The 16,126-nt window shown below is 49.3% G+C and carries 16 protein-coding genes and 1 pseudogene; 8 read left to right on the forward strand and 9 right to left on the reverse strand.

What is annotated here, in order from left to right:
• Window positions 1-155 precede the first annotated feature (155 nt).
• The 4 genes and pseudogenes from QZ766_RS13680 (at window position 156) to QZ766_RS13695 (ending at window position 2,779) form a co-directional block, all read left to right on the forward strand.
• Window positions 156-431, forward strand: coding sequence for a hypothetical protein (locus QZ766_RS13680; RefSeq protein ID WP_297202846.1), 276 nt, complete (start codon window positions 156-158; stop codon window positions 429-431).
• A 524-nt stretch (window positions 432-955) separates the two neighbouring features.
• A protein-coding gene (locus QZ766_RS13685; protein WP_297202848.1) for an IS3 family transposase occupies window positions 956-2,076 on the forward strand; the annotation gives its coding sequence in 2 pieces (ribosomal slippage) (window positions 956-1,214 and window positions 1,214-2,076; 1,122 coding nt in all).
• Window positions 2,077-2,110: 34 nt separating this feature from the next.
• Window positions 2,111-2,275 (forward strand): annotated as a pseudogene (locus QZ766_RS13690) (N-acetyltransferase); the annotation flags it as partial.
• A 336-nt stretch (window positions 2,276-2,611) separates the two neighbouring features.
• Window positions 2,612-2,779 (forward strand): hypothetical protein, encoded by a 168-nt coding sequence (locus QZ766_RS13695; RefSeq protein ID WP_297202850.1) that lies wholly within the window; start codon window positions 2,612-2,614, stop codon window positions 2,777-2,779.
• A 15-nt stretch (window positions 2,780-2,794) separates the two neighbouring features.
• Here the strand turns inward: QZ766_RS13695 and QZ766_RS13700 are convergent, their stop codons facing one another.
• The 6 genes from QZ766_RS13700 to QZ766_RS13725 all read right to left on the reverse strand — a co-directional run bounded on the left by QZ766_RS13700 (window position 2,795) and on the right by QZ766_RS13725 (window position 10,053).
• A complete protein-coding gene (locus tag QZ766_RS13700; protein WP_297202931.1) occupies window positions 2,795-3,835 on the reverse strand; it encodes a CfaE/CblD family pilus tip adhesin in 1,041 nt (346 codons plus the stop codon).
• A gap of 93 nt (window positions 3,836-3,928) precedes the next feature.
• Window positions 3,929-6,523 (reverse strand): TcfC E-set like domain-containing protein, encoded by a 2,595-nt coding sequence (locus tag QZ766_RS13705; RefSeq protein WP_297202852.1) that lies wholly within the window; start codon window positions 6,521-6,523, stop codon window positions 3,929-3,931.
• Between the two features lie 187 nt (window positions 6,524-6,710).
• Window positions 6,711-7,217 (reverse strand): CS1 type fimbrial major subunit, encoded by a 507-nt coding sequence (locus QZ766_RS13710; protein ID WP_297202854.1) that lies wholly within the window; start codon window positions 7,215-7,217, stop codon window positions 6,711-6,713.
• A 43-nt stretch (window positions 7,218-7,260) separates the two neighbouring features.
• Window positions 7,261-8,007, reverse strand: a complete 747-nt coding sequence (locus tag QZ766_RS13715) for a fimbrial protein (protein ID WP_297202856.1) — start codon at window positions 8,005-8,007, stop codon at window positions 7,261-7,263.
• A 545-nt stretch (window positions 8,008-8,552) separates the two neighbouring features.
• Window positions 8,553-9,023, reverse strand: coding sequence for a hypothetical protein (locus QZ766_RS13720; protein ID WP_297202858.1), 471 nt, complete (start codon window positions 9,021-9,023; stop codon window positions 8,553-8,555).
• Window positions 9,016-10,053, reverse strand: coding sequence for a winged helix-turn-helix domain-containing protein (locus QZ766_RS13725; protein WP_297202860.1), 1,038 nt, complete (start codon window positions 10,051-10,053; stop codon window positions 9,016-9,018). The genes QZ766_RS13720 and QZ766_RS13725 overlap by 8 nt, the downstream gene beginning before the upstream one ends.
• A gap of 321 nt (window positions 10,054-10,374) precedes the next feature.
• Here QZ766_RS13725 and QZ766_RS13730 point away from each other — a divergent pair, with 321 nt between their 5' ends.
• Entirely contained in the window at window positions 10,375-10,683 is a 309-nt protein-coding gene (locus QZ766_RS13730) for a LuxR C-terminal-related transcriptional regulator (RefSeq protein WP_297202862.1), read from the forward strand.
• Window positions 10,684-11,020: 337 nt separating this feature from the next.
• On the opposite strand, the gene QZ766_RS13735 is transcribed toward QZ766_RS13730, so the two are convergent.
• The 3 genes from QZ766_RS13735 to QZ766_RS13745 form a co-directional block, all read right to left on the reverse strand.
• On the reverse strand, window positions 11,021-11,488 hold the full coding sequence (locus QZ766_RS13735) for a GNAT family N-acetyltransferase (RefSeq protein WP_297202864.1): 468 nt from the start codon (window positions 11,486-11,488) through the stop codon (window positions 11,021-11,023).
• Window positions 11,489-11,781: 293 nt separating this feature from the next.
• Complete coding sequence (locus QZ766_RS13740; protein WP_297202866.1) at window positions 11,782-12,588, reverse strand: IS110 family transposase; 807 nt, start codon at window positions 12,586-12,588, stop codon at window positions 11,782-11,784.
• Window positions 12,572-12,751 carry a hypothetical protein gene (locus tag QZ766_RS13745; RefSeq protein WP_297202868.1) on the reverse strand — a complete coding sequence of 60 codons (180 nt, stop codon included), beginning with the start codon at window positions 12,749-12,751 and terminating at the stop codon, window positions 12,572-12,574. Before QZ766_RS13745 ends, QZ766_RS13740 begins: the two co-directional genes overlap by 17 nt.
• Window positions 12,752-13,219: 468 nt before the next feature.
• Here QZ766_RS13745 and QZ766_RS13750 point away from each other — a divergent pair, with 468 nt between their 5' ends.
• The 3 genes from QZ766_RS13750 (at window position 13,220) to QZ766_RS13760 (ending at window position 16,126) form a co-directional block, all read left to right on the forward strand.
• A complete protein-coding gene (locus tag QZ766_RS13750) occupies window positions 13,220-13,459 on the forward strand; it encodes a hypothetical protein (RefSeq protein ID WP_297202870.1) in 240 nt (79 codons plus the stop codon).
• Window positions 13,460-14,230: 771 nt separating this feature from the next.
• Window positions 14,231-14,860, forward strand: coding sequence for a Shedu anti-phage system protein SduA domain-containing protein (locus QZ766_RS13755; protein ID WP_297202871.1), 630 nt, complete (start codon window positions 14,231-14,233; stop codon window positions 14,858-14,860).
• Between the two features lie 747 nt (window positions 14,861-15,607).
• Window positions 15,608-16,126 carry a JAB domain-containing protein gene (locus QZ766_RS13760; RefSeq protein WP_297202933.1) on the forward strand — a complete coding sequence of 173 codons (519 nt, stop codon included), beginning with the start codon at window positions 15,608-15,610 and terminating at the stop codon, window positions 16,124-16,126.

A 16,126-nucleotide genomic window follows, 5' to 3' on the forward strand; every position in this document is an offset into this window, starting at 1 on the left:
CTGGTCCCATTCTGTTACACTCAGGGCAGGTATGATTACACAGTTCAGCCAGGTAAGCGCTGCTACTGAAACCAGACAACGGTTATAGACGCTCAAAAGCAATACTGCTTGTCCGCCGCGGCGGACTTTTACCGCCAGGCAACAGGAAGATTGATATGTTCAGGAGTGAAGAAGAAAAGGTCAATGTCGTAATTGGCGAAGCCATATTATTGCTGCTTGAGGATGAAGATGTCGTCAGCGTGCATAATCTGGCTCAACAGCTCAAACAGATGCTTAAGGCTGAGACAGAGGCAGCTCGTCGTGAAATCATCAGAGAAGCAATCAGGCAGACCGAAAGACTTCTCTCCACAGCCCACTGTTACGATAATTGCAGTGCTGAAATTAAGTGGTTATCGCGCGAATTGCCTTACCAGCAGAGTATTAGGCACTAATTGTTATCCTGCATCGGTTAGGTTTTGCCTTACTCATTCAATGTATCCGGCGATTTAGCATCTGAATCGCCTTTAGACTATTTTCCCGCACATGCCGATCCGCGGTGCTTTTGCTGAGCAGTTCCAGTGCATATATCACTTCGTTTTTCCCTACCGTGGCTTTCTGGCTGAGCAGTCTGCGGATGATGCTACCAATGAGCTCCAGTGGTTTTTTATTATTATCCTCGCCCGAACCCATAAATCCTCCGATAAACGAAGCAGCAGTAAATATAGCATTATGTCAGAGGGGAGGTAACAGTATCCGTGTCAGTAAGCTGATAGCTTCATAAAACTTTCGAGCCAAAGAAAGTTTTTAACAGGGGCTAAAACCTATGGCTGGCTCTCGCGCAAACTGGCGTCTTATGATGCAAGCAACGTCCGCTTATGGCACAAAGCAGGCATTAGTATCAATAGTGACCTGCTCCCCGTTGATTAATACACCGCGATGTTAGTAATGTCTTCATAAGCCACATGAGGACATCCCCATGAAGAAGCGTTTTTCCGACGAACAGATCATCAGTATTCTTCGCGAAGCGGAAGCCGGAGTTTCTGCCCGTGAGCTCTGCCGCAAGCACGCCATTTCCGACGCCACCTTTTACACCTGGCGCAAGAAGTTTGGTGGCATGGAAGTTCCTGAGGTGAAGCGGCTTAAATCTCTTGAAGAGGAGAACGCCCGCCTCAAGAAGCTGCTTGCCGAAGCCATGCTGGATAAGGAGGCACTTCAGGTGGCTCTGGGGCGAAAGTACTGACGACAGACCAGAAGCGGGAAGCTGTTGAGTTTATGTGTGATGCGACCGGTCTGTCGCAACGTCGTGCCTGCAGGCTTGCAGGTTTGTCTCTGTCGACCTGCCGCTATGAGGCTCAGCGCCCGGCGGCTGATGCGCATTTATCAGGGCGCATCACTGAGCTGGCACTGGAGCGCAGGCGTTTTGGCTACCGTCGCATCTGGCAGTTACTGCGCCGTGAAGGCCTTCATGTTAATCACAAGCGCGTGTACCGCCTTTATCATCTGAACGGGCTGAGCGTAAAACGCAGACGACTTCGTAAAGGGCTGGCAACAGAACGTCTGCCGCTGCTCCGCCCGGCGGCGCCCAACCTGACCTGGTCGATGGATTTCGTCATGGACGCGCTGGCCACCGGTCGCAGGATCAAGTGCCTGACCTGTGTGGACGACTTCACGAAGGAGTGTCTGACAATTACCATCGCATTCGGGATTTCAGGCGTTCAGGTCACGCGTATTCTGGACAGCATTGCACTGTTTCGGGGCTATCCGGCGACGATAAGAACTGACCAGAGGCCGGAGTTCACCTGCCGTGCACTGGAACAATGGGCCTTTGAGCATGGCGTGGAGCTGCGTCTTATCCAGCCCGGCAAGCCGACACAGAACGGATTTATTGAGAGTTTTAACGGACGCTTTCGCGATGAATGTCTGAATGAACACTGGTTCAGCGATATCGTTTACGCCAGGAAAATCATTAATGACTGGCGGCAGGATTATAACGAGTGTCGTCCACATTCAGCACTGAATTATCAGACGCCATCAGAGTTTGCAGCACGGTGGCGAAATGGAGAATGTGAAGGTAAACAAACCGACATTACTAACTGAAGGTTGTATCTAATACTGGGGGCAGGTCACAAAGTTGGACATACAGGCTGTGCATCAGTATTTGACGAGATCTACATGGGCAAAAGGTATAGATCTGGAAGCCGTCACGGCTTCAGTAGCGAACAGCCTTAACTTTGGCATTTATCACAATGAATCTCAGGCAGGATTTGCACGTTTGATAAATGCGAGTTCTTCGTTTCATGGCAACGCCCCCCTTGATCAAGGATAGCGTTGCATCGACCCATTGAACTTACAGCTCATAGCGGACGTTCATCACCTGCAACCACTGCGCGACTTCTAACCCCCTCCCAAGTTGACATTAAACACAACTGCTCACCCGTTCCCCGCCGTGCGCGAGACATTCAGTCCGCTCCGGCGGCGCATGCGGCTTCCGGTGTCGCCCCTGCTGGCTTCACTTTGCGCCCGGCTGCTGTGTCGGCACGGCGCAGGTGAGGCCGTGCAACCATTGACTGAGGAGAGAATCATGCCGAACTGGTGTGTAAACAGGCGGTGTGTGACCGGCCTGAAGGAGAACGTGAGTGAGGTGCGAACGCTGATGCGGGGCGAGGTATGTCCGGCATACGTGCGGGCTGAATCAGAAGGCATTCAGCTGTTTCTGGCGGGTTGCGCCGGGCTGCTGCGCCCGGTGACGGACAAAACCTGCTACCGGCTGCAAAGCCTGTGCTTGCCGGGTAACACATGAAGAAAATCACTTCAGCTAGTTGGCGACGTTGCTCTGTGTCGACGGTGTGTAAATAATGGTTAATTTACCCGTGTAATACCCTGCAGCCTTATCCGCCAGATTAAAGGCTGGCGTGATGATCTGTATGGGGGCAGGGACGCAGAGCGATACTCCCGGCACGCCCGGCAATACGACCTGACGCTGGATATTACGCTGGTTAGTATTGCTCCAGCTGATTTCGGTAGCGTTTTTTATCTCCTGAGCCACTCCCGTCGTCGGGTTAATGACGCTGACCTGGTAGTCAATGCGATTGGCAGCCTGCGTTTTGTCTGCGCCGGTGCGATAGACGGAGAAAAGTCCGGCAGCCCTGCCCGTCGCGCTCGCTCCCTCATCGCTAAAAATCATATTCACGCGGTTGCTTGAGGAGTTGCTGCCGTCGTACAGGCACATATCCAGGGACGCGCTGCCGCTGGCAGTGGCATTTTTACTGGTTCCCGGCCGGTTATTAAGGTTAAGGTCGACCCTTGGCGCGCTGTAGGGGAAGGCCGGAAAATAAATCTGCTGGTTGTTAAGGTCCGTCACCGTCAGAACAACATTGGCCGTCCATGTATACAGGTAAGTTGAGGTCCACTGCCACAGGTCCTGTTTGAGCGTAGCCCTCCATACCCCGGGTGTGGTGAGTTTTGCAAGCTCGCTCTGGGCGATACTATAAGTAAATAATACAGGACCAGGTGAATCCGAACATACAGCGGCAGAAGATGCTGGCCTATAATAACAAAAAGGAGAAGCTTTGCGGAGTCCAACAACAGTCAGGTTTACCGAAGTCGATGTACCATCTCGCGTAAACTTCAGTACTATATTGGAATCACTGTCAGAGCCCGCCCACACTGGGCTGGTATTGGCACAGGCACCATAAATGGGGTCTGATGTACTTTTGCATACAAGAGAATTTCGCGCCCATATATCAGAGTTGTTAGTACTCCCGTCACTCCCGCCCGAGAGATGATCCCATATTGTGAGGGATGAGGGGACGGACATCCGGTCATATTTCGCCGTCAGCGTCGTGTTCCTGGCCATGGGGGCCTCGTATACCGCGTAGCACGGCGCAACGCTGGCGCCAAGCGCGCCCAGAATCAGCCCCAGATAACAGAATAATTTCACATTCTTTCCTTACTCGTTCATTGCCGTTGGGCGGGCATCACGAACGTTGCCCGCAGTCATCAGCTCAACCTGCTTCTGCTCTGCTCCCGGCAGGTTAGCCATGTCCGTGCTTTCGCACGTCGTTGCCCCTACGTAACGCACCACGTCACGGACCGCCCTTACTTTCATGCTGCACTGCCAGAACGCCTGGTCCTTCATCACGTACAGCATTTTCAGCGGCCTGTTCGTTTCCAGCGTGAACCCGCCCCCGCCGAGCGGCGTCCAGGACATGACGTTAAGCGGTATTCCGCCCTCAAGTGGCCGGTGCTGCGCGTCGGTCATCTGCCCCAGCCACGTGTAGCGGGTGCTGACCGCAATGCTGCGGTTAAACACCCGACCCGGGGTCATGAATAACGTACGCGAGCCGGCTCCCTTGCTGATTTCACTGCTGGTACCTGCCGGTGATGACGCGGACTCCGTGATAGTGAACGTCGTCTCGCGGTAGCCGGGCACGGTAAACAGGGCGTGACTGTTGCCGCTTATGTCACTCCGCCCCCCGCTGTCCAGCGAAACGCTGACTCTTGAGTCCTTTTGTTCGTCGTCCTGCTCTACCCCCACCGTCACGGCCGAGGACGGGGTGCCGTCTCCCCACCGCCCCCAGAAGAGACCCTTCCGGTCGATAACGAGAGAAGAGTTGTAATTTCCGCTGCTGCTCAGCGTGTGGGCATTACCCGTTTTCTGCCAGGCGTCACTGACGGTAAGCGCGCCGCTGCCGTACTGCCCACCGGCCCGGCCGTACGCCGAAGCGGTCACGGTGTCCGAATTGACGCCGTAAAGTGAGGTACCGAGCTCGTTTTCACCTGTGTCATCTGCGTAATGGCTGTAGGCCGCGTTGTAGCCCAGCCGGTCGCCGCCGCGCTGGCTGGTCTGCCAGCTTGCGCCCGCAGACGCCGTGCTTCTTGACCGTGCGGTGCCGCCTGAGGCGCGCGACAGGCTGAAGGTGAGGAAGGCACCCTTGTCCGTGCCGTCATAGCCGCTGTCTTTACGCATAAACGCATTAACGCTTGAGCTGACGTTGATGCTGTTCCATCTGAACTGTCGCGTCACGCCGGTCTGCCAGGTCCGGCTGCGCGAGCGCGTCTGATATACCTGCTCCCAGGGCACGCCGGCCTGCGCGTTTTTGTCATCATCGGGCAGATCACGACGATATACGTAGCGGCCTTCGTTACTGCTGAGCGCGTAGCCCAGCGTGCCGTACCACTGAGAAAGGGGGACGGACAGCATGACGTTAGTACTTTTATAACAGCCGCTGTAGCTGTAGCGGTGTTCTGCCTGATTGTCACAGTCAGGTGCGGTCATTGACGAACGGTAGAAGCTGAGAGAAAAGCCGTCGTTGTAGTTAAGCTGCTGAATATTCCCCCGGGAGCCGTCGCTGCCATACAGATAGCTGGCGCGCGTTGTCAGCATGCCATCAAGAGGGCCTGAACTGAATCCGTGCGCCCAGTCTGCGGCACCTTCCCAGTAGCGTGCATCGCGGAGGAGGGCAGCGCCTGCGGTCAGTGATGCGTTTGCGGTCACGGGCAGGCGCAATCCGCCCTGCACAACGCGCCTGCTGTCATCATCAGAGCGCGGCCTGACGCCGCCGTCGTCGCTGATGTTCCCGCCCTGAATAAACCACTGAAAGGAGCTAGGCTGCGCGCTGCCGGTACCCGTATAGGGCACAGTTTCGGTTCTGACCAGCTGGCCGTTTTCATAGATGCGCAAAGAAACGACATAGCTGCCGGCCGGGAAGGTTCGCGTGTCAAGTTCCTGCGCGCCTGCCTTAAGGTAGAAAGAGGAGAGCAGCTGGCCATCGCGGTAAGCATCCACCCGTGAGTCCTGGGAGAGGAAAACGTTAACGGGCGTGCCCCGGGATACCTTATCCATGTTGATCCATGACAGGGTGGACCCCAGGCGCGCACCACGAATTTTACCCAGTGGCAGCTGACTGAGGTTGATATTGCCGCCGGCGTTGCTGAAAATGTCGCGTGCATCCATCAGCCCGCCCTGAACATAGACGCGCTTCCAGAGGTCCTGCCGGAAATAGGCATTGCTGACCTCCGCCTCCTGCACGCTGGATGAACGCGCGTGCTGGCCCTGCCAGTTCCAGTCAATATTCAGATAGCCATTCTGTGTCACGCCCAGCGAACCGTTGCCCTGGACGGAGGCGGACTGATAGTTTCTGTCAGCAACAAAGTTGACGTTTTGCTGATGAATCAGCGCATTACTGCTATCCGCACTGGCCTCATAATAGACGTCCTGCGCGTCATTTTTAGGGCGAAACTGCGGCCCAAGAAATAAACCGACCCGGGCATTATTTTCATCGTAAATAATGGCCACGCTATCAGTTTCAATATAGTCGCAACCGGGGGCCCTGCCGTTGGTGCCGCAGGCAAGATTACCGTTACGCCTGAGGGGAGAATTCATTGAGCGATTCAGCAGGGTGCCGAGCCCTGAAGCGGCCGCATATTTCTTCAGCACGGCGGCGATAAGTGCTTCAGGCTGCAGAAACTGTACGTGTTCAAGGTCGACCCGGGCCTGAAAGACGCCGAGAGTTTCACCGTAGAGTGATACGTCCAGCATCATATTCTGACCACGTGCGAGCTCTTCAAAACCCACGGGTACACTAATCGCGGCCTGAACTCCTTCGAACGAGGGCAGTGCAGCCGCGATTACTGCGGCTATAAATTTCAGGCTGCTACACATCCCACTCTTCCCGTCTTAATAATATCCATGATGTAAACGGGGCGCAGAGCCCCGTTAGTATGGCAATTTAATTATTTGAAGGAGCAGCTGCCTGAGTCACCACCAGGCTTACAACACCGCTGTAGGTACCTGCTGCTGTGACAGCACCTGGCGTTTTCTGAGAGATAACCAGAGGCATTGCAGATGAACCATTAGTAACACCACCGGGAAACGTAGTCGCATAAGCGAAGGAGGTAGCAGCCGTGGACAGCGTCTGACCATTAATGGATACGCTCAGTGGAATAGCGTTTGCTCCCTGAGTATCAGTCAGTGAAGGTTCTGCAACCAGGCTCACATTCAGCGCCCGGTCCTCAGTGTTAGACCAGAACTTAATCTGTTCCTGATGAGCCTGAAGACCTTTGCCCGGAAGATACTGCATTTCCACAGCAGCTGGCAGTGCAGAGCCATCGGCTTTCGTCACGTCGACTGTTGGATCGATGCTGGCAGTAACGGTGATGTCACGCTGAGCGGCACCGGCGCTAAAGGCGGTGACCAGCGCGAATGCAGCAAGGTTAAACTTAAAATTACTTTTCATTAAGGTTTCCTTTTAGGTTTGTATACCCTTTTACCAAAAGGGATCAATGTACCTGCGATGCAGGCAGTTCAATTTCTTCCGTCCTGTTATTAGTCCAGTTGAAATATTTTATTTTGTAAGTGCTGCCAGCTGAGAAACGTATTCCCGGAGCTGGGATGATGCTTTCTGGATAAACGGTCAGAGTCTTTTTTCTCCAGCTGCATTCCCCGCTTGGGTTGCATAAACCTATGTCAGTTACCGGGATGCGGATGGTGCCGTCGTTAAACAACCTTCCTGTTGAAGGAATATATTTCAGGCTAACCTCAGTTCTACGCGGCTTTACGTGAATTAGGGCTCCCCATATAATGTTAACACCAACCTGCGCCGCTTTTTCAGTATTTTTTTTATCATCTGAGTTATTATTGAAAGCGGTCTCGCTAACACCTTCGAAATAAACCCTCCAGGTGGTTTCTTTTTCAGGTGGAGTCATTGAAACAATCCTCACTACTCTCTCTCCGCCAGCCGCTAGTGCTATTTTCTGTGGTGTGACAACAATCTGGCTGGCGTCAGTCATATCGGCATCTGCCTCATGTTCATTTTTGGTTCCGGGATTTATTATTTTTTTTAACTTTATTTTAACGAACTCAACTTCATCATTCTGGGATATTACTCTTATCTGAGATGTACCGTTTTCTCCAACCGTGGTCTCCATCGGGTACACATACATAGCTGCATGTGTGGTTTGGAAAAAAAACGTAGCGCAGATTGCCGTTAAAAATTGAGTGGTGCTGGTAAAAGGCCAGATTTTCATCTATATGTCCTTAATTATTTGTCTGAGTGTGAGCGATTGTCATCTCCTTACTATTGCCTTAAAGGCGCGCAGGATATTATCCTGAAGATGTCTTGAGGGTTAAAAAATCAACCTTTGGATCCCATTTCAATTGAATTTTCTTTGTTTTATACAACAGATCTTCTTTTCAGGAAGATAGCGTTACCATCAGGATATGTCATATGCAAGATTACCGAAATAATTGATGCCGTCAGAATGAAACTGAAATGTTAATTATTATACAAGATAAAGTTCAGCCAGATAATGTGTGACTGAATTTAAACAAAGTATTAGTTAGATGGCACTTTAATTAAAATTTATTTGCCTTATTTTTTATTAATCGGAGTGTTTTTACTTGAAAATTACGGGGAGGATGGAGGCGCTCATGCTCTCAAGTCACTGATTTTTTTAAATTTATAAAAAAATAAAGAAAATTTAAAAGGTGCATCGATAAATCACCTTATCGCGCAGTGAGATGAATGAACGGCGCATTTCATCCCACTTACGGTGGATTCATGGCGGCAGCGTCAGTGTCGCTGAGTACAGACATAATATGGAACGAACTCACCGGAGAGCATCACTGAATTAATATTCAACCGGGAAATTAACAGTTCAACCTTACTTTTTGGCTGACGATAAAATTCTGGAAACCACACGCTGGCCATTTCAGGTGAGAGTTTATCGTCAATAGAGGCGAGGATTTGACCCGAGACCCAGGTATACCGCGAGCCGACATGATGACTGGTAAAGACTACCGTCCGGTTTACATTCTCACGGGTGCCATCTTCGCGAGTTACAAATCCGTTCATTGAGAGTGTTCCGCTATTTTCATCAATATTCAGTTTCATTGAAAGACGCAGAATACCCGACTCTCTGTGAAAATTAATGTTGCCGGAGCAGGAGAAGCCGGATGTAATGCCATATCTATACCAGATCGTAAAAGCCGTCAGTGCGACAGCCAGCCCCACGGTTGAGAGAAAAAAAATCCTTTTAATCATGATAATAACCCGTGTCTTTGTAAATAAAATAGTTTGAATAGCAGATGTCGTCCGAGAACAGGGCGATCTTTTCGCGGCAGTTTATCGCGGAGACCTTATTGCTGTAGGGATAATTGGTCAGGTAAAGCACCCTGGGCTCTTTACAGAAACGACTGAGGTAATCCACCATTTTGAGGTTCTTGAAATCGTAAGCACGGTTATTCTGATAAACCTCACAGGCCCCCAGTTTTCCCGTATTAACATAATTTCCGGGCGAAACCGCAGGGTAGAGGATGAGTGAGCAGGCGACGATCAGCAGGATGCTGAGCAGCAAAACATAGCGCGGCCACGCAATGGTGACAGCACGCTTTTTTACCGCTGGCCCGGACAAAGTATCTGAAGTCCTGAGAGAGGCCGAATAATTAATCGCAACCCCCTCGGGCTGAATCAGGCCCGGACTGCTGAATGTCTTACTGCTGCTTTTCATGTCTGGCTTAGCCTTAACTGATTCTGTCTCACCGGCCTGCCGCGGAGCAGGGCGGATTTCCGGCGGGTTATCCTGTCCGGCCATTGCGCGTGACGCGTCGCTGTTTTGCTGCTCAGCCCTTTCACTCTCTGCCGGGAAGAGAAAGCCCTCCGCGTCATCGCTGTCCTGATCCTGCTGCTCCGCCTGCATCGCTTCTTCTTCTTCAGGCGTGTCCATATTGATATTGGTTAGTGCAACAGAAACCTGCAGATTGAATATAAAGCCCCGCCGGTGAATGGTTTCGATAATCCCATTGTCGAAATCCCCCGCCTGATTCAGCATTTTTCGTAAATAGAAAATGGTGTTATGCAGCACATTCAGCGAAGCTGTCATGCCAAAGCGTTCCCAGCCAAATTTATACAGGTCATCGTGAGTGACCAGTTTGCCTTGATTTTCAATCAGTAACAGCAGGCAGAAGGCGCCTGGTGCTCTTAGTTTGACTTTAGTATCATTGTCCAGCCTGACCAGACATTTTTCAGAAAGAATAAATTTGACGTTATCGCCAATAATGTAAATGCGTCTCATTTTTATTAAAGCCCTGGCAGGTGACTGAAACAACGCTCTGTGAAAGGCGTTTTAATTATTTTTATTGCTGTTACTGTTCGTCTAAGAAAATTCCTAATCATTACTTATAGTCCATTCGGTAAAAAAAAAGTAATTATTTTGATTAACTAACCGGCCTTTACCCATTAACTTATCCGATGATAATGGTCGACCCATTCAATCTAGTGATGTAACGCACTGAATAATATATGTTTTTTTTGGTTTATAAAAGTAAATTAAATTTAAGCTGCTCTTCTGCTTGGTTTTCTTAAAATAGTTTTTTCACTTGAAAGGAATAAACCCATGCAATCTGAAAGGTCTCTGTCTGAGAGAGCAGAGCAGAGTACAATGCAAGTTATTAACGCCGCCGGAACAGAAATTCGCCTGAAAAGTCAGGAGGTGTGTATCATCTGGTTTCTTATGACCGGCATGAAACCCAGGGATATCTCGCTGCTCATGCAGACAACCGAGCAGAATGTCAGTTATTATAAAAGAACAGCTATGAAAAAGTTGCAGGTGAAAAACAACTTTGAAATGTTTTCATGGTTCCGGGGTAACAGAAGTGTGTTTAAGAGTGAGAAGGCCGAGTCTTTTATATTAAAACGCAGTTGATTTTGACAGCATTGATAATTTTCTTTGTAAATTAACTGACTTAAAGGGACGTAAGATGAGTAAATCTCTTAATGATTCAGAGAAGAAATTATTGATGGGATGATCGCGTTCCATGTAGAGAATCTGATCAACGACACCGTTGAGCTTATTTATCAGACAGAGTGCGGGTGACCTGCTCCCCCTTGATCAAGGATAGCGTTGCATCGACCCATTGAACTTACATCTCACAGCGGCCATTGCGATGCAAAGGTCCGCTCCGTGCCAGGAGTGGATATTCATTACATTGATTTGCTGAGATCAACTAGTCAAAAGAAGAATGCTGCCTTTTGCCGTTTTTTTATTTCGCCAAATGTTTCCGCATCAATGAATTTTCTAATGTAATACCACGGCAAATAGGGAAACCTCGCTCCACTAAATGAAAGCCGTGTCTTAAAAAGAACTCTGCCGCAGCCTTACTTACCTTTGAGGTAAGCTCACTAATTCCAAGCTGTCTCGCTTCCTCATGAATGCAATTCATCAGTAGTGTTCCTACCCCCCGTCTCGAACAGGTTCCTGAGACATAGAAATGGTCAATGTATCCATTTGGTTGAATATCTGCATATCCAGCTATCTCACCCTGCAGCTCTACAACAAAAGGGCGTATTTCCTTCATGTGATTGGCCCAGTGCTCCAAGTCGATATCTGCCGGGGCCCAGGCATCAATCTGTTCATGTGTGTAGTAGTGTGATGCGATGGTATGTACAGAAGAGTAAAACACTTTAAATAATAAGATTTCATCCCCATTTCGAAACTTTCTTATTTTCATAAAACCTCATTATGAAAGTTGCTTGTAGAACAATACTACTTTTTGTTAAACAGGATGTCAGCTCCGCTTTCTCAGCGGCCCGCTGCCCAGCTAGCCAGTCGTTCTGTGCCAGAAGCGGACGTGATGGCTCTGGCTGTAGATGCGCGTACTTCAGTTCTGGATCAGAGTTTTCACACAGCCTGAGCACGAATCGGACGCTTATGTCAGGTCCGCTATAAGCGATCTGCGGACATTACTGTCGTCGCGCCGTATTAATCATCGGTGAGCAGGTCAGTTTGTATGTATTTGTACAGTCATTGACAAGCAGTTTCTCCAGTTATTTTAGGCACATAAACTGTGCCCGAGCGTAGTACACCAAATATAATATGTATGAGTTTGCGCATTGCCGCACCGACTATAAGCATCCCCGGCTTTCCGGCAAGCCGAAGGCGGTGGCCGAATGCCCGGATATCAGGGTTATGCTTCAGTGCAACCAGAGCGGGCATATACATAGTGCTTCGCAGATATGCATTTCCTGTTTTTGACATCCTTGATTTGCCCCTCACCGAACTGCCAGACTGATGGTGGCGTGGGTTAAGGCCCAGAAAAGCTGCAACTTCCTTAGCCTTACTGAACTGTTTGTCTGCCATAAATGATAAAATTACGGCTCCCGTAACGCTCCCGATACCCGGTATTGAACTTATCAATGCCTCCTGCCTTCTCAGTTCATCATTACAGCTGATATGTTTTTTAATTTCCTGCCGGATCACTTCAATCTCTTCTTTCAGGTGACTGGTAATCCTCAGGAGTGAAGGCTGAATGCTGGCATCTGCATTATCAGCACGGTTAGATTCCATCCGCAGCATGCCTTTCAGCGCATCCATCCGGCGTACCAGAGCCTGTAATGTCCTGACCGGCTGCGGTACAGGTTGCCACTGCGCCGGAATCGTTGCCCTGCAGAAACGCGCAATCAGCTTTGAATCACTCTTGTCTGTTTTTGTACGTGATAGCTCCGCCATACCATAACCCTTTATGCGCGAGGGATTTACCACACTGACTTTTATCTTTTTCTCATATAGAAACGTAGCGAGAGCTGTCCCGTAATCACCGGTGGCTTCCATGCATGCGTGGATCTCTAAAAAAATCCCCCACGCCGGCCCATTTCAGAAGTGCTGTAAAACCCGCCACTGAATTAGCAAATGCTTTACATCGGTAACTATCATTGCTAAGTAAAGCAGCATCAAATTTCTTACTGGCAATATCAATTCCGAGATAAACAGTCATTTCATATCCTCATGGGGTCAGTACTGACCAACCTTGCAAAATTCAGGCTCACCGCGTTGCAGGGCTAAAGATACCCTTCGGTCTGGGCTGAGTTCAGGACAGAGCGGTATTTATCTTTTTAACGGGCCTGACAGCCTGAGGACGTTGCCGGCCTATTCTGTCCCGGGACCATGCATGTACAGGCAGACTTAACTTACTCTGCCTGAAACACGATAAAAGGACGTTTCTGCGCGCCACTTTCATGCCGCCTGCGGCGGGGGAGGAAAAACGTGCGGTCTGCTACCGGTGCCGTGACTTCACTTTAGCCCAGCCGCTGCGTGTTCAAGAGATCGCTTCGCTCGCCGTCCTCGCCCGCTCGCTTGCGCTGCGGCCTGCGGCGTCGCTCCTGAACACTCCGCTTTCGCCGGGCTGCCATTCAGTCACGGCACAGGCCGGAACGGTTATCCACTCTGACTGCGGAGGTTTCTGATGAACACAGCACTGCACGCGCCCGAGCCGGCGCAGATCCTGGACGGTTACGTGAAAATGTGCTTTTTGCCGATACTTTTTACAGGCGATTTCATGCGCGCCGAACTCAACATATACCAGTATGCCGATCGCTTTCTCAGCGACTATGTGCGCGGCGTATGGAAGTTTGCGCAGCTGCCCGGCGGCGGCTTTATGAAGCTGAAAGGGGAGGTGCGCTGGCACTTTTTCAACTCTGGGTAATTACAGCGAGCTGGACGTAAGCGCGGAGGCGGCGGGGCCATCATCACCGCGCTGGTTCTCAATCATCGGAGCAGGAGGAAGACCGCCAAGATGGAGAAGAATCCTGTCCGCTCTATTCCTAACGCCAACTGCAGCTGATAAATTATGCTAGTGAACAAGTGAATCTAATGTCATATTTAATGCTAGGTACTGAATGTTTTGAGAAGCGTTTTCACTCAATTAAACCAGAGAAGTTATTTTCTAAATGTGTGTTGTAGGAATGGCTTTTATATATCAATCGATTTCGTTTGCATATATGTAAAGTGCTTTATTTTCTCATGGGAGAGATGTTGGTAAAAAGCTTTGTATTTTATCTTTATTTTCTTTAAGAGGTTATGTTAAATTATGATACCTGTGTTTAGATGTATTGGGGTTGCTAAGCTTAAATTGGGATGTTTAATATGATTATCTCATGTGTTAATTAACGTATTGTAACTTTAGTAGGTTATCATTTATGAGTGTAAAGGTTCAGTTATCCCAGAGGTTTGTACAAAAGCTTCGTGAACAGTCACATGAGGTTAGCGATAAAATATTTCATATAATTGAAAGAATAAAAGATGGGGATGTGATTGATGCAATGATTTTAGTGGAGCATAAAAGCAGAAGGTTTTATAAACTCAGAATTAACTATGACTTATTTATCATATACTATTTTGAGGATGGAAATGAATCCTGCACGATAGTAGATTTGGTAAGCCATCGGGAAACGCATGGCTTAATGAGACCTAGTAAATGATTACATTGATATCTGGCCAATTAGACCAATCAAGGTCTAGACATGAGTTAGACGAACTAAAAAATTTACTATCTACTCAGGCAGAAATAAAAGAGACTTATCTGCTTGGATTTTTTGAGGCCAGGCCCCAGTTGATTTTATTAATGGGCAGAGTGGTAGGTTTGGGTGGCCCGTCTATGTATAATAATGAACTCCCAATTTTAGGTAAATATAGGGCTGATTTTGTTGTTTCAAATAATTCTCACTCCGAGTTTGCTTTTATTGAATTTGAAAATGCTACTGAGGGGTCGATCTTTACTAAAACAATTAATAAAAGAACGCTAGCGCATTCTTGGTCACCAAGGTTCGAGCATGGATATAGTCAAGTAATTGACTGGTACCACCATCTGCGAGAGAATGATGGCACATCAAATATGTTGTCTGAATTTGGCAGGCGAACTATAAAATCTTATGGTGCACTTATTATTGGCAGGAATAGCTCCATAGGCAAAAGCGATTGTCGACATAGGTTTCAAAAAAGAATTGAATGCTCAACAATTTATGACAAACACATCACTTGTTATACATTTGATGATTTATATGAACAAATGGAAATACAGTATGATATTTTGGCTAACTTTAAATAAAAAATTATTGTCATTTTCTTCAAATACTTAATGTTCAGCGCCATGAATTTGATGAAGAGCGTTTTCTCTAGTTTCGAAAGTGGTTAGGAAAAATATAAGACCAACAAAAATCAAAATAATTACTCACGGGCCCCCTTCGGCTCCCCGGCAAGCCGGGTCGTCGAGCCCTATGTCGCTAAGCGGCAAAGCCGCCAAGCGCCACCGAACCCCTGCGGGTTTCGGCCGCGAGCGGTTTCGGGCTGATGTCCAGGGTCAACGGCTGCAGACGGCTGCGCCGTCGCGTTCACCGTCCCGGCCTGTCGCCGGGACTCTGAGGTCAGTCCGCTGGGCGGCCTGAAACTTCCCTTCTGACGCTTCCCTGCATTCCGGCCAGCCCTTGCGCGGTGGGCTGGTCGTAGCACCGCCGGTTCAGGCAGAAAGGGGTGAAATGCACGCCGCCAAAAACTTTTTGCCAGGGGCGTCAAAAACTTTTTGTCGTCGCCCCTTTATACCTTCACTTCGTCGTTGCTCCTTTGCCCCTGCCGCGAAAGGCCAGACCGGAAAGAGAAAACCCGCGTCAGAAAAGGCCTTTGCCGGTCCCGCAGCACGCGCTGCACTACTCAGGCGGATTTAAGGAGCTATGCCATGCAGAACACCCCCGTAAACGTCACCCTGGATGCGATTACCGATTGCGCGCTGACCGAAATAATGACCAGACATAATGCTCAAAACATCATCAATACCGCCTCTGAATCTATGGCTACTCGTATAGAAACCCTGAGTGATAACGTTAGTTTTTTCACTTGTCTGCAGATTCGTGATGCGCAGGGTAATTACGTAATGGCCACTGAGAGTCAGATCCTGGAAGAAGCCGCACGCGCCATCGAGCATCGCTATCCCACCGGGACCTTTTTTGCCTCAGCGGCGGTCTCAGAAGAATTTTTCAGAGCAAAACTTGCCGGCCGCGACCGGGAAATTTTTTCAGTTGCCTTTCTGAATAACCAGCATCAGCTGCTTGCTTACGAGGAGATGTTTCAGGGATCTGTTTCAAGCGTCGAAGTGCACCCTCGGGTTTTGGTATACAGGGCGCTGCAGTTGAACGCGGCGGCGATAATCGTGAGCCATAATCACCCCTCTTTTTTGAAAGAGCCTTCACGGGCTGACATTGCGATCACAGGACGTTTGAAAAAGGCACTTGAGTTGGTCGCTGTAAGGCTGATTGACCATATCATTGTTGCAGGCAACGAGACTGTTTCACTGGCACAACTGGGACATATCGACGGTTAA

Source organism: uncultured Pluralibacter sp. (assembly GCF_913775985.1).
Classification (GTDB): Bacteria; Pseudomonadota; Gammaproteobacteria; order Enterobacterales; family Enterobacteriaceae; genus Pluralibacter.